The 21,246-nt window shown below is 71.9% G+C and carries 18 protein-coding genes, 1 tRNA gene and 1 pseudogene; 6 read left to right on the top strand and 14 right to left on the bottom strand.

The features are described from left to right. Positions 1-106: 106 nt before the first annotated feature. From CXR04_RS26515 to CXR04_RS26505, 4 genes and pseudogenes are all read right to left on the bottom strand, one after another. The gene (locus CXR04_RS26515) at positions 107-2,119 is read right to left on the bottom strand and encodes a GTP-binding protein (RefSeq protein ID WP_234380513.1); all 2,013 of its coding nucleotides are present in this window, start codon (positions 2,117-2,119) and stop codon (positions 107-109) included. Positions 2,120-2,183: 64 nt separating this feature from the next. Beyond that, entirely contained in the window at positions 2,184-2,594 is a 411-nt protein-coding gene (locus CXR04_RS35330; protein ID WP_199850699.1) for a hypothetical protein, read from the bottom strand. A 154-nt stretch (positions 2,595-2,748) separates the two neighbouring features. Beyond that, positions 2,749-2,850 (bottom strand): annotated as a pseudogene (locus CXR04_RS26510) (IS5/IS1182 family transposase); the annotation flags it as partial. Positions 2,851-2,984: 134 nt separating this feature from the next. After that, positions 2,985-3,059, bottom strand: a tRNA-Val gene (locus CXR04_RS26505). 140 nt (positions 3,060-3,199) lie between these two features. Between CXR04_RS26505 and CXR04_RS26500 the strand changes: the two genes are divergently transcribed. From CXR04_RS26500 to CXR04_RS26490, 3 genes are all read left to right on the top strand, one after another. Continuing rightward, positions 3,200-4,471 (top strand): hypothetical protein, encoded by a 1,272-nt coding sequence (locus tag CXR04_RS26500; protein ID WP_101424758.1) that lies wholly within the window; start codon positions 3,200-3,202, stop codon positions 4,469-4,471. Positions 4,472-4,586: 115 nt separating this feature from the next. After that, a complete protein-coding gene (locus tag CXR04_RS26495; RefSeq protein WP_101424757.1) occupies positions 4,587-4,808 on the top strand; it encodes an FmdB family zinc ribbon protein in 222 nt (73 codons plus the stop codon). 113 nt (positions 4,809-4,921) lie between these two features. Next, positions 4,922-5,569 (top strand): DUF4383 domain-containing protein, encoded by a 648-nt coding sequence (locus CXR04_RS26490; RefSeq protein WP_101424756.1) that lies wholly within the window; start codon positions 4,922-4,924, stop codon positions 5,567-5,569. Here the strand turns inward: CXR04_RS26490 and CXR04_RS26485 are convergent. From CXR04_RS26485 to CXR04_RS26470, 4 genes are read right to left on the bottom strand one after another with little or no spacing between them, the layout of a single operon-like run. Beyond that, the gene (locus CXR04_RS26485) at positions 5,547-6,224 is read right to left on the bottom strand and encodes an O-methyltransferase (protein WP_101424755.1); all 678 of its coding nucleotides are present in this window, start codon (positions 6,222-6,224) and stop codon (positions 5,547-5,549) included. The genes CXR04_RS26490 and CXR04_RS26485 overlap by 23 nt on opposite strands. Next, a complete protein-coding gene (locus CXR04_RS26480) occupies positions 6,221-7,069 on the bottom strand; it encodes an HAD family hydrolase (RefSeq protein ID WP_101424754.1) in 849 nt (282 codons plus the stop codon). Before CXR04_RS26480 ends, CXR04_RS26485 begins: the two co-directional genes overlap by 4 nt. Beyond that, positions 7,066-9,918: a phosphoribosyltransferase gene (locus CXR04_RS26475; protein WP_101424753.1), complete on the bottom strand. Its 2,853-nt coding sequence runs from the start codon at positions 9,916-9,918 to the stop codon at positions 7,066-7,068. The genes CXR04_RS26480 and CXR04_RS26475 overlap by 4 nt, the downstream gene beginning before the upstream one ends. Next, positions 9,918-11,102: an HpcH/HpaI aldolase/citrate lyase family protein gene (locus CXR04_RS26470; protein WP_101424752.1), complete on the bottom strand. Its 1,185-nt coding sequence runs from the start codon at positions 11,100-11,102 to the stop codon at positions 9,918-9,920. The genes CXR04_RS26475 and CXR04_RS26470 overlap by 1 nt, the downstream gene beginning before the upstream one ends. A gap of 176 nt (positions 11,103-11,278) precedes the next feature. Between CXR04_RS26470 and CXR04_RS26465 the strand changes: the two genes are divergently transcribed. Continuing rightward, positions 11,279-12,061, top strand: a complete 783-nt coding sequence (locus CXR04_RS26465; protein ID WP_101424751.1) for a TerD family protein — start codon at positions 11,279-11,281, stop codon at positions 12,059-12,061. A gap of 15 nt (positions 12,062-12,076) precedes the next feature. On the opposite strand, the gene CXR04_RS26460 is transcribed toward CXR04_RS26465, so the two are convergent. The 4 genes from CXR04_RS26460 to CXR04_RS26445 form a co-directional block, all read right to left on the bottom strand. Next, entirely contained in the window at positions 12,077-12,811 is a 735-nt protein-coding gene (locus tag CXR04_RS26460) for a TerD family protein (protein ID WP_101424750.1), read from the bottom strand. 89 nt (positions 12,812-12,900) lie between these two features. Next, positions 12,901-14,049: a DUF475 domain-containing protein gene (locus tag CXR04_RS26455; RefSeq protein WP_101424749.1), complete on the bottom strand. Its 1,149-nt coding sequence runs from the start codon at positions 14,047-14,049 to the stop codon at positions 12,901-12,903. 263 nt (positions 14,050-14,312) lie between these two features. Next, positions 14,313-14,798 (bottom strand): peroxiredoxin, encoded by a 486-nt coding sequence (locus CXR04_RS26450; protein ID WP_101424748.1) that lies wholly within the window; start codon positions 14,796-14,798, stop codon positions 14,313-14,315. 181 nt (positions 14,799-14,979) lie between these two features. Beyond that, entirely contained in the window at positions 14,980-15,420 is a 441-nt protein-coding gene (locus CXR04_RS26445; RefSeq protein ID WP_101424747.1) for a DUF3052 domain-containing protein, read from the bottom strand. Positions 15,421-15,792: 372 nt separating this feature from the next. Here CXR04_RS26445 and aceE point away from each other — a divergent pair, with 372 nt between their 5' ends. Continuing rightward, complete coding sequence (aceE, locus tag CXR04_RS26440; protein ID WP_101424746.1) at positions 15,793-18,540, top strand: pyruvate dehydrogenase (acetyl-transferring), homodimeric type; 2,748 nt, start codon at positions 15,793-15,795, stop codon at positions 18,538-18,540. 59 nt (positions 18,541-18,599) lie between these two features. Here the strand turns inward: aceE and CXR04_RS26435 are convergent, their stop codons facing one another. Next, complete coding sequence (locus CXR04_RS26435; RefSeq protein WP_101424745.1) at positions 18,600-19,622, bottom strand: aldo/keto reductase; 1,023 nt, start codon at positions 19,620-19,622, stop codon at positions 18,600-18,602. Further along, entirely contained in the window at positions 19,610-20,023 is a 414-nt protein-coding gene (locus CXR04_RS26430; protein WP_101424744.1) for a MerR family transcriptional regulator, read from the bottom strand. Before CXR04_RS26430 ends, CXR04_RS26435 begins: the two co-directional genes overlap by 13 nt. 86 nt (positions 20,024-20,109) lie before the next feature. Here CXR04_RS26430 and CXR04_RS26425 point away from each other — a divergent pair, with 86 nt between their 5' ends. Beyond that, the gene (locus CXR04_RS26425; protein ID WP_101424743.1) at positions 20,110-20,949 is read left to right on the top strand and encodes a serine hydrolase domain-containing protein; all 840 of its coding nucleotides are present in this window, start codon (positions 20,110-20,112) and stop codon (positions 20,947-20,949) included. Positions 20,950-21,246 lie beyond the last annotated feature (297 nt).

The following is a 21,246-nucleotide window of genomic DNA, read 5'->3' as shown; positions in this document are numbered from 1 at the left end:
TGCCCTCCCCACCGAGGCCCAGACGATATTAGATTTCTGTCGGCATCGAGGGTCGAACTCGCCTTATCCCGTTCTGCGCCTGGCGCACCGACCGCCACAACCGGCCTCAGCCTGATTCAAGGCTCCGCCAGTATTCGAGGTTGGCGCGGAGGACGCCGATGTCCACGTCATCGAAGTCCATGACGTGCAGGTCGTGCTCCAGCAGACCGTCGTAGGCGGCAGCGGTCCCGGACGCGTCTCCGGCTTTTGCCCGAAGTGTGGCGAGGAACCACCGGGTGGTGAGGGTGTCGGGGTGCCCATGGCCGAGACTGCGCTCCAGGTAGGCGAGCCTGGCCTCGTAGGCGGGAAGCGTGTCGGGGTGGTCGGGGCTGAAGACGGGAGGGTGGGCGATCAGCGGCCCGCCGGGGACGGCCGTGGCCTCTTGCGGCGGGTTCGCCGTCTCCCGCCGCCACTGGGCGAGGCTGCCGCGGGTCAGTTCGGTCAGGACGTGGTCATGGCCCAGCAGACGCTCCTGGTCCGCGAGCAGTGAGGTGAAGGCGGCGACGGCTCCGGCCGCGTCGCCCCCTTCCCCTCGCAGATGGGCAAGCTCGTAGCGGGTGTCCAGGACCTCCGGGTGGTCGGGGCCGAGCACTCGTGATTCTTCGAGGAGCAGGGCGGCGAAGGCGGCGGTGGCTCCCATCCGGTCCCCCGACTTTCTCCGCACCTGCGCCAGGTTGTGGCGGGCGGCGAAGGTGGAGGGGTCACCGCCCCCCAGGGCCCGCGTCATGTCCGCGATCACGACCTGCAGTTCGGCCATCGCCGCGGAGGCGTCGCCACCGGCCGCGAACCGCACCATGACGACGGAAGCCCTGGTGGCCAGGGTGTTCTGGTGGCCGGACCCCAGCTCGCGCCGCATGGTCGCGAGCTGTTCCTCCAGCACCGGGAGGGCTGCGGCGGCGCCGGCCGGGTCCTGCCACGTCTCAGCCGGGGTCAGGTAGCGGTCGGCCAGGCCGGGGAGGTGGGTGGGCCGGTGGCGGCTCGTCTCGGGGAGGAGATTCTCCATCAGGTGCAGGCGCCAACTGTGGTATGCCTTGCGGTGGGCGACATCACGTTCGGTCCACATGAACGGCCCGTATCCGGGCACCAGAGCGTTCTGCCGTACTTCCTGTACTACCGCTTGGACGTAGGGCAATCGCATACCCGTTGTCTGGAGACGACGTGCCGTGTCCTCGTCACCGCCGCGCAGCGTCAGGTGCGCGAGGAGAAGGACCGCGGAGTAGTACGCCTCGCACATCTCGGTCGCTCGGATCGCGCTCTTCCAGGCCATGAGATGCCGATGCCGCTCATCCGTCTGGCGCTTCCGGGACTGCCCGGTGCCCTCGCGGAATTCCTCGGACCATAACCAGGTGGTGAGCAGGTAGTTGAAGCATGCGGTGAAGGTCGAGGCATCCGCGGCGAGTTCCTCGTTCTCCTGGTCGGAGATCCCCATGGGGGAGGCGAAGCGCTGGTCGATGAGCAGCGAACCCGCGCTCTGCCCCTCCCCGGACGGCAGGTGGCCCGCCCGGAGGTGGGCCAGTTCGTGGGCGAGGGCGAAGATCATGGCCGCGTCGTGGAAGCTCCGCGGGTTGTTCAAGGACAGAGAGGATTCAGCGGGATCGATCCCCTCATGTGCGGTGGTGAGCATGGTGCTTGGTACCGGCGTCTCGCCGGGCCTCTCCAGCATGCGCACGAACTGGAAGATGTTGAGCGCAAAGGATTCCTGCGCATGCATCGTGGCCGACTCCCACCCCGCGGGAAGCGCTTCCGGCACATAGGGGTGCGCCATGTGCAGACCGTAGGCGATCTCGGCGCTCAACTGGATGACGAGAGGCGAGATGCCGATGAGGTGTCCGGCGGCAGGCCCGGGGCTTTCGAAGACCCGCGACTCCACGGCGCCCGAGGGCAGGCAGAATGCCTCCACCTCACCGGCGAGCTGGACCGCCCCCGCACGGTCCTCCGGCGGGACCGACGCGAGCAGCCCGTCGAGAACCGCCCTGACCTGCGGTTGAGTACGGGCGAAGTAGCCTTCCCAGGCGCGCTCCGGATCACTCTCGCCCGTGACCCACCGGAGGTAGGCGGAGTCGGCGAAAGCCCCGCTCATCTCCCGTGCTTCGGCGGCGAGTGCATGATTCTGCTGCCGCGCGAACAGGCTGCTGCGCCCCGCCTCAGGCATTGTCCGGGCCTCCGGCGTTCGCGCTGTCATTGCCGCCCGAGGGCAGCGCCCTGGCGATGACGTCTGTCAGCCCGACCCCGTCACGAACGGTCACCTCACCTGATGTGGAGCGCACCACGACAAGACCGCGCGGCAGCGCCGGGTCCTGCCGAATCGTGAGTTGTCGACCGATCCCGTCGATCACGACGCCCTTGCTCCACGCCTTGCGCAAGGTGTTGATCAGGTAGGCGAGAGCGGACGTCGCGACCGAACCGATCAGCAGGGCGTCCCCGAGGGGTACGGTCCCGCGGGCGTCGACGCTCTTGCCGACGCTCGCGACAGCCGCGAAAGCCTCCTGCGCCCCGGCGACGAGATCCGGATCCGCGGGCACGAACACGTTCACCCTGACCTGATCGGATTCCACACCGTCCACCCGAACCCCCTGACGCACCCTGGACACCGGTAAAAAGACCGTAGAGCAAGGTGTGTGGCGGCGTCAGCCGGAGAAGCGGTCTCGGCCGATTCGCGCACCGCCCATCCAACGGCTCGGACAGTGAGCTGAGTTGGCGGCGGGTGAACAGGCAGCAAGCGAGTTCGAGGAACGCTTCGTGGATGTCGGCACGGCGTTCCCGGCGGATCCGCAGGCGCCGGAAGTCGTGCGGCCACGCGAAGATTCCTTCGGTCTGCCGGTGGGTGGCCGGAGAAAACGTCACGGCCGGCGGCTCCGGGCCGGCGTCGAATCCTTTCGTGATCCCCGTTGATGCCGAAAGAGCCCCGCACCTGTCTCGGTGCGGGGCTCCATCGCTGGTCAGTCTGGTGGGCGCGGACGGGTTCGAACCGCCGACATCTGCCTTGTAAGGGCAGCGCTCTACCGCTGAGCTACGCGCCCGGACGCGGGGACAGCGTATCGTGCCCCGCCGGCGGCGATCGACCTGCGGGGGCGGCGGGGATCGTCGTGGGCCGTGTGTTCGTTCAGCCCTGGTGGGAGAATGAGTCTCCAGGGGAGCGCACGGCACGGAAAGGGGTCTCGTGGCATTCGGCGGAGGCGGAGGCGGCACCCGGCGGTGGGGCTGGGGAGACCGGGGTGACGGGGCTCGGGCCGAGGCACAGGCGGCCAAGGACGCCGCCGCGACCGCGTTCTACGAGCTGGATACTGCGCAGCGCGACCTGCGCATCTCCGTGGAGACGATCGCCGCCGTCGACGACTCGCCGGCCGCCCGCAAGGCGACCTCGGACTTCGCCGACCTGGGCCGGCGCATCGACGAGGTCAGCCACACGTACATCAGTGCCGTCGACTCCTACGACCTCGACCGCGACGACCTGGACCACGGCACCGCCTCCCGCGCCCGGCACGAATTGCAGCAGGCCACCAACGGGCTGGAGAAGGTCCGCGCCGACCTCAACCACTTCGCGCACGGCCTCGGCCCCCTGCTCGACCAGGCCGAGAGCCAGCTCGCCCGGCTCGCGCCCGCCGTGGAGCGGGCCCGGCAGGCGCTGCTGGCGGCGACGACGGCGCTGGACGGGGTGCGCGGCAAGGGCTTCCAGGCCGACGATCTGGCCGCCCGCCTCGCCGGGCTCGGGCCGGAGCTGACGAAGCTCAACGAGGGCGCCGGGCGGCACGGCGTGCAGGAGACCATCCACCGCGCCGTGGGCGTGCAGCGCGACGCGGAGGCGCTGCGCAGCGAGGCCGAGCAGTTGCCGCAGCGCGCCGAGGAGATCGACCGCCGCCTGGTCAGCCTCCGCACCCGCGCGCAGGCGCTTGCCACCCGCGCCGAGAAGGTCAAGCCGGTGCTCAGCGAGCTGCGCCGGCGCTTCGCGCTGGCCTGCTGGCGCGATCTGCAGGAGGTGCCGGACCGCGCCGCGCAGGCCGTCACCGAGGCGGAGGAGAAGATCGCCGACGCCTCCCGGGCCCGCCGCGAGCAGCGATGGCCGGACGCGATCGCGCTGCTGGCGAGCGTACGGGCGCTGCTGAACCAGACCGACGAGGCCGTGGACGCCACCCGCGACCGGCTCCACCGCCTCGACGCGGTGGAGAAGGACCGCACCTCGGAGGTGAACCGCACCCGCTTCGCCATCCGCGACGCGCAGCGCCTCGCGATGGCCGGCCGCGACCGCCCCGACCCCCGGCACGCGGGGCCGCTGGACGCGGCGGTCGAGCGCGTGGACCGGGCGGAGGCGGCCCTCACGGGGCGGCACCCCGACTACTGGAGCTTCCTGGAGGAGCTGGAGGCGGTCCGCGAGACGGTCGCCGAGGTGGTCCAGGCGATACGGACCGCGCGCGGCGCCGGCACCGCCCGCTGACCCCGGCCGTCGTCGGCCGCCGCCGCGCGGGCCCGCCCCCGGCTGACCCCGGCCGCAGCCCTCGCCGCCCCGCGCGCCCTACGCCACGTCCCGTACCAGCGATAGGCTGTCCGCCATGCCGCGATACGAGTACCGCTGCCGGTCCTGCGGGACGACCTTCGAGGTCAGCCGGCCCATGGCCGAGTCCTCCGCTCCCGCGGACTGCCCGCAGGGCCACGACGACACCGTCAAGCTGCTCTCCACCGTCGCCGTCGGCGGCGCCGCCACCGGCGCCGGAGCCGCGCCGCAGGCGGGCGGGGGCGGGGGCGGGTGCTGCGGCGGCGGTTGCTGCGCGTAGCCGCCCGGCGCCGTAGCGTACGGCGCCTGACGTGGGCGACTTGCCCCGGTATGCGGACCGGGCGGATCCTGGATTACGGCACTGCAGTACGACCGCCGTAAGGAGGTCCCGCCATGGCGGAACAGCAGCACGTCATGGAGTCCCTGCCGCACCCCCTGGCCGAACCGCCCCATGGCGAGGTGGTCGGCAGCCGCGAAGCCCTCAAGGACCGCGTCAACATCGGCCATCCCGCGCACCAGCACACCAAGCTCGACGAGCATCTGCCCGTCGACCACCACCTCAGCAACGTCTACCGCGCCGGCGCCGGCATCGCCGGCCTCTTCCTGCTGGTGTTCGGCATCCTCGGCCTCGTCGACACCATCGGGTTCTTCGACACCGGCGGCCACCAGACCCTCGGCCTGAACAGCAACGGCTCGCTGAGCGTCCTGTCCATCGTCGCCGGCGTGGTGCTGCTCTACGGCATGGTCCGCGGCGGCAACTTCGCCTCGACGCTCAACATGGTCCTCGGCGGGCTCTTCATCCTCAGCGGCTTCGTCAACCTCGCCGTCCTGGACACCAGTTGGAACTTCTTCGCGTTCAGGATGCAGAACGTGTTCTTCAGCTTCATCCTGGGCGTGGTCCTGGCGATGTTCGGGATGTACGGGCGCGTCAGCGGCCGGCTCCCCCACGACAACCCGTACTGGCGCACCCGTAACGAGGAGGAGGCGGCAGCGGAGGCCGACGAGGAGGCCCGGGCCGCTACCGGCGCCGCGCGACGGTGAGGCCGTCCGCGACCGTCAGCAGCACCGAGTCCATCCGGGCGTCCGCCACCACGTGGTCGTTGAACGCCCGGATCGCCGCCGCCCCGCCGGTGGCGTCAGGGTCCACGACCCGGCCGTGGAAGAGCACATTGTCCGCGACGATCAGCCCGCCGGGCCGCATCCGCGGCACCAGCTCCTCCCAGTACCCGACGTAGCCGCCCTTGTCCGCGTCCAGGTACGCCAGGTCGATGTGCGGCTCCGCGGGCATCGCCCGCAGCGAGTCCGCCGCGGGCCCCAGCCGCAGTTCCACCCGGTCCGCGACGCCGCCCTTCTCCCACGCCTCGCGCGCGTACGCCGTCCACTCCTCGGAGACGTCGAGCGCCACCAGCTTCCCGTCGGCCGGCAGCGCCTGCGCCATGGACAGCGACGAGAACCCGGTGAACGTGCCCACCTCCACGACGTGCCGGGCACCGACGAGACGTACCAGGAACGCCAGCAGCGGACCCTGCTCCTGCGCGGACTGCATGCTCGCCGAGTCGGGGAAGCGGCTGTGCGTCAGCTCCACCAGATCGCGCTGCACGGTGTCCAGCGGCGGGTTGTGGTCCAGCACGTACCGGTACAGCTCAGGCGTCTGGTCAGGTCGCTTGTCCCGGCCCGCGGGAGAGGGAGAGGTCATGGGAGGCATCCTGCCATCTGCCGCAGAATCTCCTCGCCCGCTGCCACACCGCGCTCGTCGAGCGCCGTGACGTGCGGCGCGGTCCAGCCGCGGGCGGCCAGCTCGCCGTGCCCCGGCCGCCAGGCGCGGTCGGCGGCGAGGAGGAGGTCGGTGTCGAGCAGGGAGTCCCCGGCGGCCAGCACCGGCGCGGGCGCGAGGTCCGGGGAGGACCCGGCCGCCGCGCCGTCCGCCGCCGGCTCACCCACGCGCCGTACGACCTCCGCCACCGCGGCGCTCTTCGTCAGCGGCCGCGGCACCGCGTAGACCTTCCGCCCCTGCGCGGAGACGGACCACCCCCGGTCCTCCGCCCACTCCCCCAGCTCCTTCAGCCACTCCTCAGGCACCGCCGCCCGCTCCACCACCAGGTACGCGAACAGGTCCTCCGCCGTCCGCAGCTTCCGCAGCCACGCCGGGTCCGCGGCCCGCTCCAGGTGCGCGCGGACCTCCGCCAGCGGCGCGCTCCCCGCCGCCAGCTCCCGGCCCACCCGCGCCCGCCAGCCGGCGTCGGCCTCGCCGTCGACCAGCAGGTGGCCGCCGTTGGCGCAGATCGCGTACCGCGGCGGCGGCCCGGGCAGCCGGACGCGGCCGTACTGCTCGCGGGTGCGCGTCGTCACCGGTACGAAGTGGGCCCGCCCCGCGAGGTCCGCGAGCAGCGCGGCGGCGGTCTCGGTCAGGAACGACAGCGGCCTGCCCTCGTAGACCTCGACGCACAGCAGCCGCGGCGCGGCGGCGTCGGGCATGCCGAGGGCGAGGGCGGTCGGGGAGTAGATGAGGGTGCGGTCGAGGTCGCTGGCGATGATGGTCACAGGGCAGGCGCTCCAGGGGCGTCGGGGAGGGGGGTGCCCGGGGTCTTCGCGGCCGCGGTGCCGTCCGCGCCGGTCGCCCCGCGGGTGTACCGCGGGTGGATCAACCCCACGCAGGTGTACGGCAGATCGTCCGTCTCCTCCACCGGCACCCCCCGCTGCTCCGCGAGCAGCCGTACGTGGTCCAGGTCGGCCCCCGCGCCGCGCCGCGCCAGCACGCGCCACGGCACCCGGCGCAGCATCACGCGCGTCGTCTCGCCGACACCGGGCTTGACGAGGTTCACGTCGCCGATGCCGTACGCCTCGCTGATCCGCTCGACCGCGGCCCAGCCCGCCCAGGTCGGCTCGCGCTCGGCGGCCGCGGGCATGGGGCGGACGGCGGCGGGGGCGGGGAAGCGGGCGGTGACGGCGTCGAGGAAGTGTCCTGAGAGGTCGTCGCCGGCCAGCTCGCGGTAGAACTTCGCGCCGTGGTAGTCGGCGGGGCCGATGAGGTCGGCGCGCAGCACGGTGCGGGATATGAGGCCGGAGACCGTGGAGTTGAGGCAGGCGGAGGGGATGAGGAAGTCCTCGCGGGTGCCGTACGTGTCCACGCAGCGGCCCGGGTCGGCGAGGACGGCGAGCCGCGGGTCGAAGCCGGGGAAGTCGCGGAGGGCGGCGGCGAGTTCGCGGGCGATGGCGCCCTTGCCGGTCCAGCCGTCGACGAACACGACGTCGGCGGGGTCGTGGTCGGCGGCGAGCCGGCGCAGCGCGGTGGTGTCGATGCCGCGGCCGCGGACGATGGAGACGGCGTAGTGCGGCAGGTCGAGCCCGTGGGCGTGCCGGGCCCAGCGGCGCATCAGGATCCCGACGGGGGTGCCGGCGCGGGCGAGGGAGACGAGCACGGGTGCGGGCGACCGCTCGGCGAGCACGGTCTCGGTGACGGTGGCGACGGCCTCGGCGATGCGGCCCGCGGTGGCGTCGAGGGCGCTGTGGAAGAGGCGTACGTAGTCGGGGCTGGGCTGGTACTCGACGGGCAGCGACTCGGCGTAGTGGGCGCCGCCGCGCTGGATGGCCTCCTCGCGCTCCTCCGTGGGGGCTTCGAGGGCGACGTCGGAGAGGTCCTTGAGGAGCCAGCCGACGTCGTCGGCGGCGTAGGAGGAGAACGCGGGCCCGCGCAGGGGCTCGGCCAGGGCCGCGGGCTCGGTCTCGGCGGCGGGGGGCACGTAGGAGGGGATCACGGCGAGGAGCACCCGGTCGGTGTGCGGGGCGAGCATGTCGAGGAGCCCGCGGGGGGCGTGCAGGGCGGGGGTGTCGGCGGCGGAGTCGGTGACGACGAGGACGGCGTCGTAGGCGTCCTCGCCGGTGACGTTGTACGCGTAGCGGGTGCCGCCGGGGGTGTCGTGGGCGGGGAAGGTGAGCCGGCTGCGGATGGCGTAGCCGGGGTGGTCGACGGGCAGCACGGGCGAGCGGGTGGTCGAGGAGAACCGCACGTCGGCGCCGGGGAGAAGGTCTGCGAGGGCGGTGGCGAGCCGGAGGGGCGCGTACATCAGCTCCTCCGTCCCGAGCACGAGCAGGCGTACGGGCCGGGTGGGGCCGGCGGGCAGCCCGAGCGCGCCGACGACCCTTCCCGCCATACCGGGCAGGGCGTCATCGAGCCGCGCACGATGGCCGGCCCCGAACCCGTGCCGCCCCCCGTCGGGCAGCCCGGCGGGCCACCCCAGCGCAACGCGGCGCACGGCGGCGGCAGTTGTTCCCCGGCCCCGCCCCTTCCCGATACTCGGGGGCTCCGCTCCCGAGCCCCCCGGGCGCTCCGGCAGCCCGCCGCCGGAGGCGCCGGGCGCCGGCCCGCCCGCCGCCGGCCCCGTGGCGTCGGCGGGGTCCGGCGGCGCAACTTCCACCGGCCATCTCGCCGCAGGCGCCTCGTGCTCCCCACCACCGGCGTCAGCCGGCCCGGTCACCGGGCCGCGTCCAACCTCCGACTCCGCCACGGTCGCACCGCCCGACGAACCCCCCGGAGCATCCCCCGCCGCATCCATCCCCTCGCGACCACCCGGCGAAGCCGCCCCCTTCAGTCCGCGGCCAGCCCCCGTCGCATCCGGCCCGCACGCCGTCGACCCCGCCGTGCCCGCAGCCGGCGCCTCGTGCTCCGTCACCAGTTCCGCGCCGCGGCTCAGCACGTCCGGCGGCAGGCGTACCGTTCCCGACGTCAGCGACACGACGTCCACCCGTGTGCCCAGGTCCGCCGCCGACTTCTCCAGGGCCCTGCGGTCCTCCGCCGAGCGCATGTCCGTCAGGGCCGCCACCACGTACCGGGCCCGGGGTCGAGCCGCGTGGAGGGCCGTGATCGTGTTGCGCAGGGTGCGGCCCGTCGACAGCTCGTCGTCCACCAGCACCAGCGGACCCTCCCCCGTCAGCAGCCCCGGGTCCGCCGGGAGCAGCAGGTGCTCCGTGGCGTGGCTGTGCTCCTCCTCGAAGCCTCCCGCGCGCCGTACTCCCGGGACCGCCCGGCGGGTGGAGTGCAGGTACGCGCTCGCCCCCAGGCCGTCCGCCACGCAGTGGCCCAGGCCCGTCGCCGTCTCGGCGTAGCCGAGGACCACCGCTTGGGCCGCGGCCCCGGGGCCCAGCAGGTCCCGGGCGAGGCCGCCGAGGCGCAGGCCCGCACCGTGGATGCGGCCCGGGCGCTGCGGGACGTGCTTGCCCAGCACCGTGGAGACCAGCAGGTGCGCCCGGCGCGGGTTGCGGCGCAGCGCCAGGCCCACCAGGTCCCGTAGCTCCGCCGGGCCCGACAGCTCCACCCCGAGCCGGCTCTCCACCCACTCCCCCGGCCACACCCCGGAACCGGAACCGGTACCCGCGCCCGTGTCCCCGGCCATCAGCTCTCTCCCCGTCCCGCCGCCGCCAGCAGTTCCACGAACGTCGTGTCCTCCCGCGCCACCCCGAACACCCGCGCCCGGCGCAGCGTCCGCTCCGCCCATGCCCGGTGCGGCTTCGCCTCGTTCATCTTGTTCGTGTACGCCGACCGCATCACCCCGCCGCCCGCACCGGACTTGCGCACGATGTCCGTCGCGTCCACGTACTCCTCGTGGCTCACCACCGACAGCGCGTGCACCGGCGCCACATGGCTCGGGTGGATGCACGTCTTGCCCTGCAGCCCGTTCGCGCGGTCCAGCGAGATCTCCCGCAGCAGGCCGTCCATATCGTGCTCGATGAGCGCCGCCCGCAGCTCCTCCGCCCGCCCCGCCGCGAACGGGCTGCTCCGCAACTGCGGCTTGAACAATCGTTCCTGCTGGCGGAAGTACTCCCAAACGGGACCCGTGACCGTGAAGCCGCTGCCGTCCGCCCGCCCGAAGACGTTCACCACGTCCCCGATCGCCGCCGCCACCAACTGCACGTCGTACGCCGTCATGTCCGGCGACCGCCGCAGCCCGTACGCGGCGCAGAAGTCCGTGACCCCGAGCCGTACCGCGAGCACCCGCTCCCGGTACTGCTCCAGCACCCGCGCGATCCCCCGCAGCGCCGCCGCCCGCGACTCCAGGTGCAGCACCTCGGGCGACTCCACCACCGGCATCGCGTAGAGCCGCCGCCCGCCCGGCGCCAGCACCTGCTCCGCCTTGATGACCGCCTCCAGGAACGCCACCCCCTGCACCGCCGTGAACTTCGGCAGCACGAACCCCGACAGCAGCCGCGCCGCGGGTCCCAGCCGGGCCACCAGATCGGGGATCTGGCCCGCCTCCCGGGTCCGGACGAACAGCAGCGGCAGGGCACCCCCGGCGCCCTGCCGCTCCAGCTCCCTGAGCTGCCGTACGACGTTGGCCTCCGCCTCCGGCACCTCGTCGTCCGCTATGGAGTCCTCCAGGCACAGCACCATCGACACCACTCCCCGCGCCGCCTGGGAGCGGATGTCGCGCGCGAGCTGCGGGCGGGTGGCGGGGCTGTAGAGGGTCGCGCCGAGGGCCATGGCCAGCTCGTCCGGCGGCGCGTCGGCGGTGAACTCGGCCGGCTCGCGGTGGAACAGCCCGGCACGCACGTCCGGGGAGACGTGCCCGAAGTGGCGCATGCGGTGCTCCCAAGTGTCGACGCGGCCGGGGCGGGGCCGGCGTGGGTGGGGGAAGGCGGGTAAAGGAAGGTCGAGGGAAGGCGATGATTCGGTAAAAGGGACGTCCGGGAGCCCTCCACCGTTCCCCGATCGCCCCGCATTGTGGCCGCCGCGGGCGACAGGGCAGGATAGCCCGCATGACGCACGCCATGGCGCAGGGATCCGACATGTCCGTATCCGTCCCTGCGGTACGGGCCGTGCTGCGCTGGACCCCGGGCGCCGGCGTCCCGGACGTCGACGCCTGCGTCATCCTCCTCGACGAGGGCGGCCGGGTGCGCTCCGACGCCGACTTCGTCTTCTACAACCAGCCCCGGCACCCCTCCGGGCTCGCCCGCAAGCTGCCGAAGAAGCGGCAGGGCGAGGGCCTGACCGACTCCGTCGAGGCGCAGCTCACCCGGCAGGACCCGTCGGTCGACCGGATGGTGCTGATCGCCTCGGCCGACGGCGGCACCCTCGCGGGGGTGCGGAACCTGCGGGTCGAGCTGCACGACGCCGGGAGCGGCGACACGGCGGGCGGGGAGCCTTTCGCGTACGCGGACATCCAGCCCGACGGCGGCGCGTCGTCGGCGCTGATCTGCGGCGAGCTGCGGCGGGCCGGCGGCGGCTGGCAGTTCCGCGCGGTGACGAAGGGGTACGCCACGGGCCTGGTCGGCGTCGCCGGCGAGTTCGGCATCTCGGTGGACGAGACGGACACCGGGCACCACCCGACGCCCGACTCCGGGAACGACCCGGCCTCAGGCGGCCGGCCCGCACCGGGCGCCGCGCAGGCCGCACAAGCCCAGCAGGCGGCACAGGCCCAGCAGGCCGCGCACAGCCCCCGGCCTGCCGCCGCCCAGCCGCAGCCCGCGCCCCCCATCGCGTACGGCTACCCTCCGGCGTTCACCCTCCCGCCCCAGGGCCCGCAGTTCATCGGCCGCTGACCGCCGCCCGGGCGCTCACGTCTTCGTCTTGTACCCGCGCCCCCACACCAGCCCCCAGCCGTACAGCCGGTCCAGCTCCGACTGGAACCCGTACACGTAGCGCACCTCGCGCCGCACCGTGAGCTCGCCCTTCTTGTTCTCGATCAGCAGCACCGCGCACGACCGCGCCTCCGGCGCCCGCTCGTCGAGCGCGATCTCCACCCGCGGCCCGCTGGACGGGTACAGCGTGACGACGGCCTGCGTACGGTCGAACGCGGGGGTGCCGTCGTAGATGTAGACGAACACCAGCAGCCGCCGGAACGCCTCCTTGTGGTCGAGGTTGACGTACACCGTCTCGCCCGAGCCCGAGCCGAACCTGTCGTCGCCGCTGAGCTTGATGTACGGCGGGTCGTTGATGTCGCCGAGGAGGTTGCCCAGCGGCTGCACCACGCCCTTGGTGCCGTCCTCCAGCTCGTACATGCACGCCAGGTCGAGGTCGACGTTGACGACGGCAGGACCCTGCGCCTGCACGATCTCCGGCCGGAACAGCTTCGCCGGGTGCAGCAGCGTCCCGCCGCCCATGCGGGTGCGGCCGCCGAGGTCGGAGGTGCGCATCCGCCAGGACAGGTTGATGCGCAGGTTCCCGGTGTCGGATCCCTGCCGGCTCAGTGAGAGCAGCGGCTTGCGCTTGGTGAGCTGCACCGAGTACGACGCACCGGCGCTGTCGAACTGCGGCACCCCCTCCCGCCGCCAGTTGCCCCAGAACGACACCTCGCACCCCCAGACGTGGGAAACCCCTCGGGCCCGGTCGGTCGACCGGCCCCGAGGGGAATCCTTCCGCATCTCGGACCGCGCGGAACCTACACGCGGGAGGGAAGCTCCTTTTCGGCCGGTTCGTCGTCTCCGCCGCCGCCCTCTGCCTCGATGCGCCGGTTGCGGCGGATGGAGGAGTACAGGGACAGACCGATGAAGGCGACGCCGATGACGCCGGTGATCACCTCGTGGATGTGCCACTTGATGGTGATCAGCAGGATGGTCGCCAGCGCGCCGATCGCGTAGTGCGCACCGTGCTCCAGGTACACGTAGTCGTCCAGCGTGCCCTGGCGGACCAGGTAGACCGTCAGCGACCGGACGTACATCGCGCCGATGCCCAGACCCAGCGCCATCCAGAAGATGTGGTTGGTGATGGCGAAGGCGCCGATGACGCCGTCGAAGGAGAACGAGGCGTCCAGGACCTCCAGGTAGAGGAACATGAAGAACGCGGCCTTGCCCGCGAGCCCGACGGCGGACGGCTGCTGGCCGGAGCGCTTCGCCGCCTCCTCGGCCTCGTGCTCGCGTTCCTCCTCCTCTTCGAGCTTGTCCTCGAAGTGCCCGGAGAGACCGCCGACGATGAGATACGTGATGAGGCCGGCGATGCCTGCGGCCATCACCGTCCCCGATTTGTCCACATGTCCGCCGCCGTGCTGAATTGCGCTGGTGGCGATCGTCATCGCGGTGGTCAGCAGCACGATCAGGGCGATGCACACGGAGATCGCGTCGATCCGGCCGACCTTCGAGAGCGGCTTCTCGATGAACGGGATCCACTTGTGCTCCCGCTCGTCGAAGAGGAACTCCAGGAAGATCATCAGCAGGAACATCCCGCCGAACGCGGCGATGGACGGATGCGCGTCGGTGACGAGCTGCTCGTATTGATCAGGGTCGTCCATGGCCAGTTGGACGGCTTCGATCGGCCCGACCTTGGCGGTGATGGCGACGATGACCACGGGGAAGACCAGGCGCATGCCGAAGACGGCGATGAGGATGCCGACCGTGAGGAAGATCTTCTGCCAGAAGGCGTTCATCTTCTTCAGCACGCCGGCGTTGACGACCGCGTTGTCGAAGGAGAGCGAGATCTCCAGGATGGACAGGATCGCCACCAGGACGAACGCCTCCCACCCCCAGAAGATCGCGGCACAGGCGAGGCCCGCGGCGGTCACCGCGAAAGACCAGCCGAAGGTTTTCAGCACCACTGGCAGTCGTCCATTCTCATCGTGTGTCCGTCCGTCTCCGCGGCGCTGCACGCCACCGGGCTTTCGTCACCGTACCCGCACGGCTCCCCCGCACCCGGCACGTACGTCGTGACCCCATCTTCCCCGGCGGTGTCAAGTCCCCACACTTCCCGGGTCCGGAAGCGTCAAGAGCCGCGCCACTGCCGGATAGTGCAGGATTCCGGCCACACACGTCCACCCTGCCGAACACCCGAACGAACGCGGGCCCGCCCTCCCGCGGGACGTCAGGCGGGGGCGATCGCCTTCAGCGCCGCCACGTACTCGTCGAGGTCCCGGGCGTCCGGCAGGTCGTTGACGACCGTCCAGCGCACCGTGCCCGCGGTGTCGATGATGAAGGTGCCGCGGACCGCGCAGCCCTTCTCCTCGTCGAAGACGCCGTACGCCCGCGCCGTGGCGCCGTGCGGCCAGAAATCGCTCAGCAGCGGGTAGCCGAAGTCCTCCCGGTCGGCGAAGACGCGCAGGGCGAACGGCGTGTCACAGGAGACGGCGAGAAGCTGGACCTCGTCGTTGACGAAGGCGGGCAGCCGGTCGCGCAGCGCGCACAGTTCTCCCGTGCAGACGCCGGTGAAGGCATACGGGAAGAAGAGCAGGACGACCGCCTTCTCGCCGCGGTAGTCCGAGAGCCGCACGGTCTCGCCGTGCTCGTTGCGCAGCGCGAAGTGCGGCGCCTCGGCGCCGGGCGCCAGCGCCTCGATCCCGTCCAGTGCCATCTCCGTGACCTCCGGTGTGCCGGTCCAGCGAACCTCTGCCGGGTCACGAGCGTACGGGCGGGGCGGGCGCCGCCCCGCGCCGGGATCCCGTCGCGCCGGCCGGGAGCCGGCCGCGCAGCACCGCGGGGCTGCCCGCGCGAAAACTGCGGGACCGCACGGGCAGCCCCGGTGAAAAGACGTCTCAGCGCTTGGTCGAGCGGGCCCCCTTCGGGGTGACCAAGCGGCTGCCGCTCCAGTCCGTACCCGCGTTGATGCTCTTGGTCTGGGCCAGACCGGCGGTCTGCGCCGCCTCGCCGATGTCGCTGGGCTCGACGTAGCCGTCACGGCCGGTCTTGGGCGTCATGAGCCAGACCGGGGCGCCTTCGTCGATCATGGTGGTGGCGTCCACCAGCGCATCCGTCAGATCGCCGTCGTCGTCGCGGAACCAGAGCACGACGGCGTCCGCGACGTCGTCGTAGTCCTCGTCCACGAGGTTCTGCCCGGTGATCGATTCGATGGCCTCGCGAAGCTCCTGATCGGTGTCGTCGTCGTAACCGATCTCCTGGACCACCTCTCCGGCCTGGAAACCCAGCCTGGTGGCGGGGTTGGTCCGCTCCTCCGCGTGGTCCGCGGTCGCGCTCACGGATTGCCTCCTGCTCGTATGCCTGTGTCTTCCGATGTCATCCGAAATCAGCATCACACCCGCGCGCACGCGAGGCGATGGGCGTAGTCCACACGTGCCGGGCGAATCGCGCAAGTACCCGGCGGCCGATCCCGCCCTATGGAGGGCACCCCTGGACCAGGGGGCGCAGTCGCCCGGGTTGCCTGCGGGTACGCTGGCGATCAGTCCGTACGGCCCCTCCACGGCCGTGTCGGTGGAGCCCCGGTCGAACGAATACAGGGTTACCAAACAGTAGAGATGACGTGGCCGCAACCGCGGTAGACGATGGGAATCAGCGCCAGACCTCTCATCTGTGAGCAGTCCGAATACCGATACGTACAGCGAAGGAACAGCGTGGCTTCCGGATCCGATCGCAACCCGATCATCATTGGCGGCCTTCCCAGCCAGGTCCCGGATTTCGATCCCGAGGAGACCCAGGAGTGGCTCGACTCGCTCGACGCGGCCGTCGACGAGCGGGGCCGGGAACGAGCCCGCTATCTCATGCTCCGCCTCATCGAACGCGCCCGCGAGAAGCGCGTGGCAGTGCCCGAGATGCGCAGCACGGACTACGTCAACACCATCGCGACCAAGGACGAGCCGTTCTTCCCCGGCAACGAGGAGATCGAGCGCAAGGTCCTGAACGCGACCCGCTGGAACGCGGCCGTGATGGTCTCCCGGGCCCAGCGCCCCGGTATCGGCGTCGGCGGCCACATCGCCACCTTCGCCTCGTCCGCGTCGCTCTACGACGTGGGCTTCAACCACTTCTTCCGCGGCAAGGACCGCGGCGACGGCGGTGACCAGGTCTTCTTCCAGGGCCACGCCTCGCCCGGCATCTACGCCCGCGCCTTCCTGCTCGACCGCCTCAGCGAAGCGCAGCTCGACGGCTTCCGGCAGGAGCACTCCAAGGCCCCCAACGGCCTGTCCAGCTACCCGCACCCGCGGAACATGCCGGACTTCTGGGAGTTCCCCACGGTCTCCATGGGCCTCGGCCCGCTGGGTGCCATCCACCAGGCCCGGATGAACCGCTACATGCAGGCCCGCGGCATCGCCGACACCTCGCGCTCGCACGTGTGGGCGTTCCTCGGCGACGGCGAGATGGACGAGCCGGAGTCGCTGGGCCAGTTGTCCCTGCCCGCCCGCGAAGGGCTGGACAACCTCACCTTCGTCGTGAACTGCAACCTCCAGCGGCTCGACGGCCCCGTCCGCGGCAACGGGAAGATCATCCAGGAGCTGGAGTCGTACTTCCGCGGCGCCGGCTGGAACGTGATCAAGCTGGTCTGGGACCGCTCCTGGGACCCGCTGCTCGCACAGGACCGCGACGGCGCCCTGGTCAACAAGCTGAACACGACGCCCGACGGCCAGTTCCAGACGTACGCCACCGAGTCCGGCGCGTACATCCGCGAGCACTTCTTCGGCGACGACCTGCGGCTGCGCCGCATGGTCGAGGACATGACCGACGGCCAGCTCCTCCACCTCGGCCGCGGCGGCCACGACCACCGCAAGGTCTACGCCGCCTTCGAGGCCGCCGTCGCGCACAAGGGCCAGCCGACCGTCATCCTCGCCCAGACCATCAAGGGCTGGACCCTCGGCCCGAACTTCGAGGGCCGCAACGCCACGCACCAGATGAAGAAGCTCACGGTCGAGGACCTCAAGCGGTTCCGCGACCGGCTGCACCTCCCCATCCCGGACAAGGACCTGGAAGACGGCCTCCCGCCGTACTACCACCCCGGCCGGGACTCCGAGGAGATCCAGTACATGCACGACCGCCGGCAGGCCCTCGGCGGCTACGTACCGACGCGCGTGGTGCGCTCCCAGCCGCTGAAGCTGCCGGACGACAAGACCTACGCGGCCGTCAAGAAGGGCTCCGGCACCCAGGCGATCGCCACCACGATGGCGTTCGTGCGGCTGCTGAAGGACCTGATGCGGGACAAGGAGATCGGCAAGCGCTTCGTGCCGATCGCGCCGGACGAGTACCGCACGTTCGGCATGGACTCCTTCTTCCCGAGCGCCAAGATCTACAACCCGCTCGGCCAGACCTACGAGTCCGTGGACCGCGATCTGCTCCTCGCCTACAAGGAGTCGCCCACCGGGCAGCTCCTGCACGACGGCATCTCCGAGGCCGGCTGTACGGCCGCGCTGACCGCCGCCGGCACCGCGTACGCCACCCACGGCGAGCCGCTGATCCCGGTCTACGTCTTCTACTCGATGTTCGGGTTCCAGCGCACCGGCGACCAGTTCTGGGCCATGGCCGACCAGCTCGGCCGCGGCTTCGTCATCGGCGCCACCGCCGGCCGCACCACGCTCACCGGCGAGGGCCTGCAGCACGCCGACGGCCACTCCCAGCTCCTGGCGTCGACGAACCCGGCGGCCGTGGCGTACGACCCGGCGTTCGGCTTCGAGATCGCGCACATCATGCAGGACGGCCTGCGGCGGATGTACGGCTCGTCGCCCGAGCACCCGCACGGCGAGGACGTCTTCTACTACCTGACCGTGTACAACGAGCCGATCGTCCACCCGGCCGAGCCGGAGAACGTCGACGTCGAGGGCATCGTCAAGGGCATCCACAAGCTGTCGCCTGCGGCGGCGGGCCGGATCCCGGCGCAGGTCATGGCGTCCGGCGTGGCCGTGCCGTGGGCGCTGGAGGCGCAGCGGATCCTGGCCGAGGAGTGGGACGTACGCGCCGACGTATGGTCCGCCACCTCGTGGAACGAGCTGCGCCGGGAGGCCGTCGAGACGGAGCGGCACAACCTGCTGCACCCGGAGGAGGAGCAGCGGGTGCCGTGGGTGACGCGGAAGCTCGCCGGGGCCGAGGGGCCGTTCGTGGCGGTGTCGGACTGGATGCGGTCCGTACCCGACCAGATCTCGCGGTGGGTGCCGGGCACGTACCAGTCGCTGGGCGCGGACGGCTTCGGCTTCGCCGACACCCGCGGCGGGGCGCGGCGCTTCTTCCACATCGACGCGCAGTCGATCGTGGTGGGAGTGCTGACGGAGCTGGCCAAGGAGGGGAAGGTGGACCGGTCCGTGCTGAAGCAGGCGATCGACCGGTACCAGCTTCTCGACGTGGCGGCGGCCGACCCGGGGGCGGCGGGCGGCGACGCCTGACGGAACGCGTATCGGCCGGTCCCGTACGAGGTATGGGACCGGCCGGCGTCGTCTCAGCCCTACTCCCTGCCCGCCGACGTGAAGCCGACGTCCGCGTACCGCGGCCCCGCGACCTGTCCGGCCAGCGGCTCCAGCAGCGCCCGCTCCGCCTCCGTCAGCTCGATCACCGTCGCCGCGGCGTTCTCCTCCACCCGCGACGGCTTCCGCGTCCCCGGGATCGGCACCACCGTCATCCCGCGCAGCGCCGCCTGCCCGTGCACCCACGCGAGCGCGATCTGCGCCGGCGTCGCCCCGTGCGCCTCGGCGACCTGCCGCAGCGGCGCGAGCAGTTCGGCGTTCTTCGCGCCGTTGCCGCCGGTGAAGCGCGGCATCGTCCGGCGGAAGTCGTCGGCGGTCAGGTCCTCCTCGGCGTTGACGAAGGACCCGGTGAGGAAGCCCCGGCCGAGCGGCGAGTACGGCACGAAGGCGACGCCCAGCTCCCGCGCCGCGGGCACCGCCGTCCGCTCCACGTCCCGGCTGAAGACCGACCACTCCGACTGCACCGCCGCGATCGGGTGCACCGCGTGCGCGGCGCGCAGCTCCGCGCCGGTGACCTCGCTCAGCCCGAGGTGCCGCACCTTGCCCTCCTGGACCAGCTCGGCCATGAAGCCGACCGTGTCCTCGATCGGGACGCGCAGGTCGCGGCGGTGCATGTAGTACAGGTCGATGGTCTCCACGCCGAGCCGGCGCAGGCTGCCCTCGATGCAGGAGCGCAGATAGGGCCGGTCGTTGCGGATCACGCGCTTCTGCGGATCCTCGGGGTCGGTGGAGAGCGAGAACTTGGAGGCCAGGGTGACGGCGTCCCGGTTGGCGCGGATGAAGGGGGCGATGAACTTCTCGTTCTCGCCGTCGGCGTACATGTCGGCGGTGTCGTACAGGGTGATGCCGAGTTCGAGGGCGCGGTCGAGGGTGGCTCGGGCGGCGTCCGCGTCGGTGGGCCCGTACGCGAAGCTCATGCCCATGCAGCCGAGGCCCTGGACCCCGACCCGGGGCCCGTCGGTGCCGAGGGGGACGGTGGCGACGGGGGTGTTCATGGAGTGCATCCGGAGGCTACTCCCTCGTAGAATTCGATCTTGAAGTCGAGGACGGCGAGCGTCGTCTGCAGATCCGCGATCTGCTGTTTGACCACCTCGCGGTGCTCGCGGAAGAGCTGGGTGCGCTCGGTCATCGTCTGGTCGCCGGCCCGGACGAGCTCGGCGTAGCGCACCATGTCGGCGACCGGCATCCCGGTGAGCCGCAGCTTGCGGACGAAGTCGAGCCAGTCGAGGTCGTCGTTGGTGTAGAGGCGCTGCCCGGTGTGCGAGCGGTGGACGTCGTTGAGCAGCCCGATGCGCTCGTACCAGCGCAGGGTGTGCGCGCTCAGCCCCGTGAAGGAGACGACCTCGCTGATGGAGAAGTGCTCCTGGCCCTCGGGGCGTACCCGGGCCGCTGTGGTCAGGCTCATTGCAGGCTCCCCACTCTCGACGCGTCGACGCTACTGACTTGGAGTGCACTCCAAGCAACACGATATGCGCGGGTTAGGCTCGGCGCATGGACAGCCTGCTTGTGATCGAGTCGTGGCCCGTCGGTACCGCGGCGGCCGCGGCGGTACGCGCCGACGGCTCGATCGCCGGGGCCCACGGCCCGGCGGACCACCGCTTCTACCTGGCGTCGGTGACGAAGCCCCTGGTGGCGTACGCGGTGCTGGTGGCCGTCGAGGAGGGCGCGATCGAGCTGGACGAGCCGGCGGGGCCCGAGGGCTCGACCGTACGCCACCTGCTGGCGCACACGTCCGGGCTCGGTTTCGACGAGCACCGCGTGATGGCGGCGCCCGGCACCCGCAGGCTGTACTCGAACGCCGGCTTCGAGGTCCTGGGCGACCACCTCGCGAAGGCGACGGACATACCGCTGGCGGAGTACGTCCGGGACGCGGTGTTCGTGCCGCTGGGCATGACGGCGACGACGCTGGACGGCTCTCCGGCGAAGGACGCCACCTCGACGGTCGCGGACCTGGCCAGGTTCGCGGGCGAGCTGCTGGTGCCGCGGCTGGTCTCGGACGAGACGCACGCGGAGGCGACGTCGGTCTGCTTCCCCGGTCTGAAGGGCGTGCTGCCGGGCTACGGCCACATGAACCCGAACGACTGGGGTCTGGGCTTCGAGATCCGCAACGGGAAGTCGCCGCACTGGACGGGGGCGTCGTCCTCCCCGGGGACGTACGGGCACTTCGGCCAGTCCGGCACGTTCCTGTGGGTCGACCCGGAGGCGCCGACGGCGGCGGGGCACGGGGCGGCCTGCGTGGCGCTGGCGGACAAGGGCTTCGGGGACTGGGCGACGGAGGCGTGGCCGCCGTTCACGGACGGGGTGCTGGCGGAGCTGGCCGCGGGCAAGTGACCTCTGTCACTGGTCGGCGCTAGGCTGGTGGCCGGTGAGGGGGAGGTTCGCATGCTTTTCGGATTCGGCAGCGCGTTGGAGAAGTTGGTCACGGTCGCGGGGGTGGTGGTCGCGGCGGTGGCGGTGGTGAAGCTGGCGGAGGAGACGGAGCCGGCGGACGCGGCGGCGGACGGCCCGGCTGCGGACGGCGGTCCCGAGGACGCCCGGCCCGCGGAGGCGTGAGCGGCGTACGGGGAGGTCCTGGGCGGCTGTCCCGTGAACCCGCCGGTGCGGTCTGGGCTCGCGGGGTGCAGTGGC

Origin of the sequence: Streptomyces sp. CMB-StM0423, from assembly GCF_002847285.1 — a bacterium.
Taxonomy (GTDB): Bacteria; Actinomycetota; Actinomycetes; order Streptomycetales; family Streptomycetaceae; genus Streptomyces.
This window is presented reverse-complemented; position numbering and strand designations above follow the sequence as displayed.

Excerpts from the sequence above, each read along its gene's own strand:
- CXR04_RS26515 (WP_234380513.1), bottom strand. The coding sequence starts at position 2,119 with ATGAGCGGGGCTTTCGCCGACTCCGCCTACCTCCGGTGGGTCACGGGC.
- CXR04_RS26495 (WP_101424757.1), top strand. The coding sequence starts at position 4,587 with ATGCCGCGATACGAGTACCGCTGCCGGTCCTGCGGGACGACCTTCGAG.
- CXR04_RS26490 (WP_101424756.1), top strand. The coding sequence starts at position 4,922 with ATGGCGGAACAGCAGCACGTCATGGAGTCCCTGCCGCACCCCCTGGCC.
- CXR04_RS26485 (WP_101424755.1), bottom strand. The coding sequence starts at position 6,224 with ATGACCTCTCCCTCTCCCGCGGGCCGGGACAAGCGACCTGACCAGACG.
- CXR04_RS26475 (WP_101424753.1), bottom strand. The coding sequence starts at position 9,918 with ATGGCCGGGGACACGGGCGCGGGTACCGGTTCCGGTTCCGGGGTGTGG.
- CXR04_RS26470 (WP_101424752.1), bottom strand. The coding sequence starts at position 11,102 with ATGCGCCACTTCGGGCACGTCTCCCCGGACGTGCGTGCCGGGCTGTTC.
- CXR04_RS26465 (WP_101424751.1), top strand. The coding sequence starts at position 11,279 with ATGACGCACGCCATGGCGCAGGGATCCGACATGTCCGTATCCGTCCCT.
- CXR04_RS26450 (WP_101424748.1), bottom strand. The coding sequence starts at position 14,798 with ATGGCACTGGACGGGATCGAGGCGCTGGCGCCCGGCGCCGAGGCGCCG.
- CXR04_RS26435 (WP_101424745.1), bottom strand. The coding sequence starts at position 19,622 with ATGCACTCCATGAACACCCCCGTCGCCACCGTCCCCCTCGGCACCGAC.
- CXR04_RS26430 (WP_101424744.1), bottom strand. The coding sequence starts at position 20,023 with ATGAGCCTGACCACAGCGGCCCGGGTACGCCCCGAGGGCCAGGAGCAC.
- CXR04_RS26425 (WP_101424743.1), top strand. The coding sequence starts at position 20,110 with ATGGACAGCCTGCTTGTGATCGAGTCGTGGCCCGTCGGTACCGCGGCG.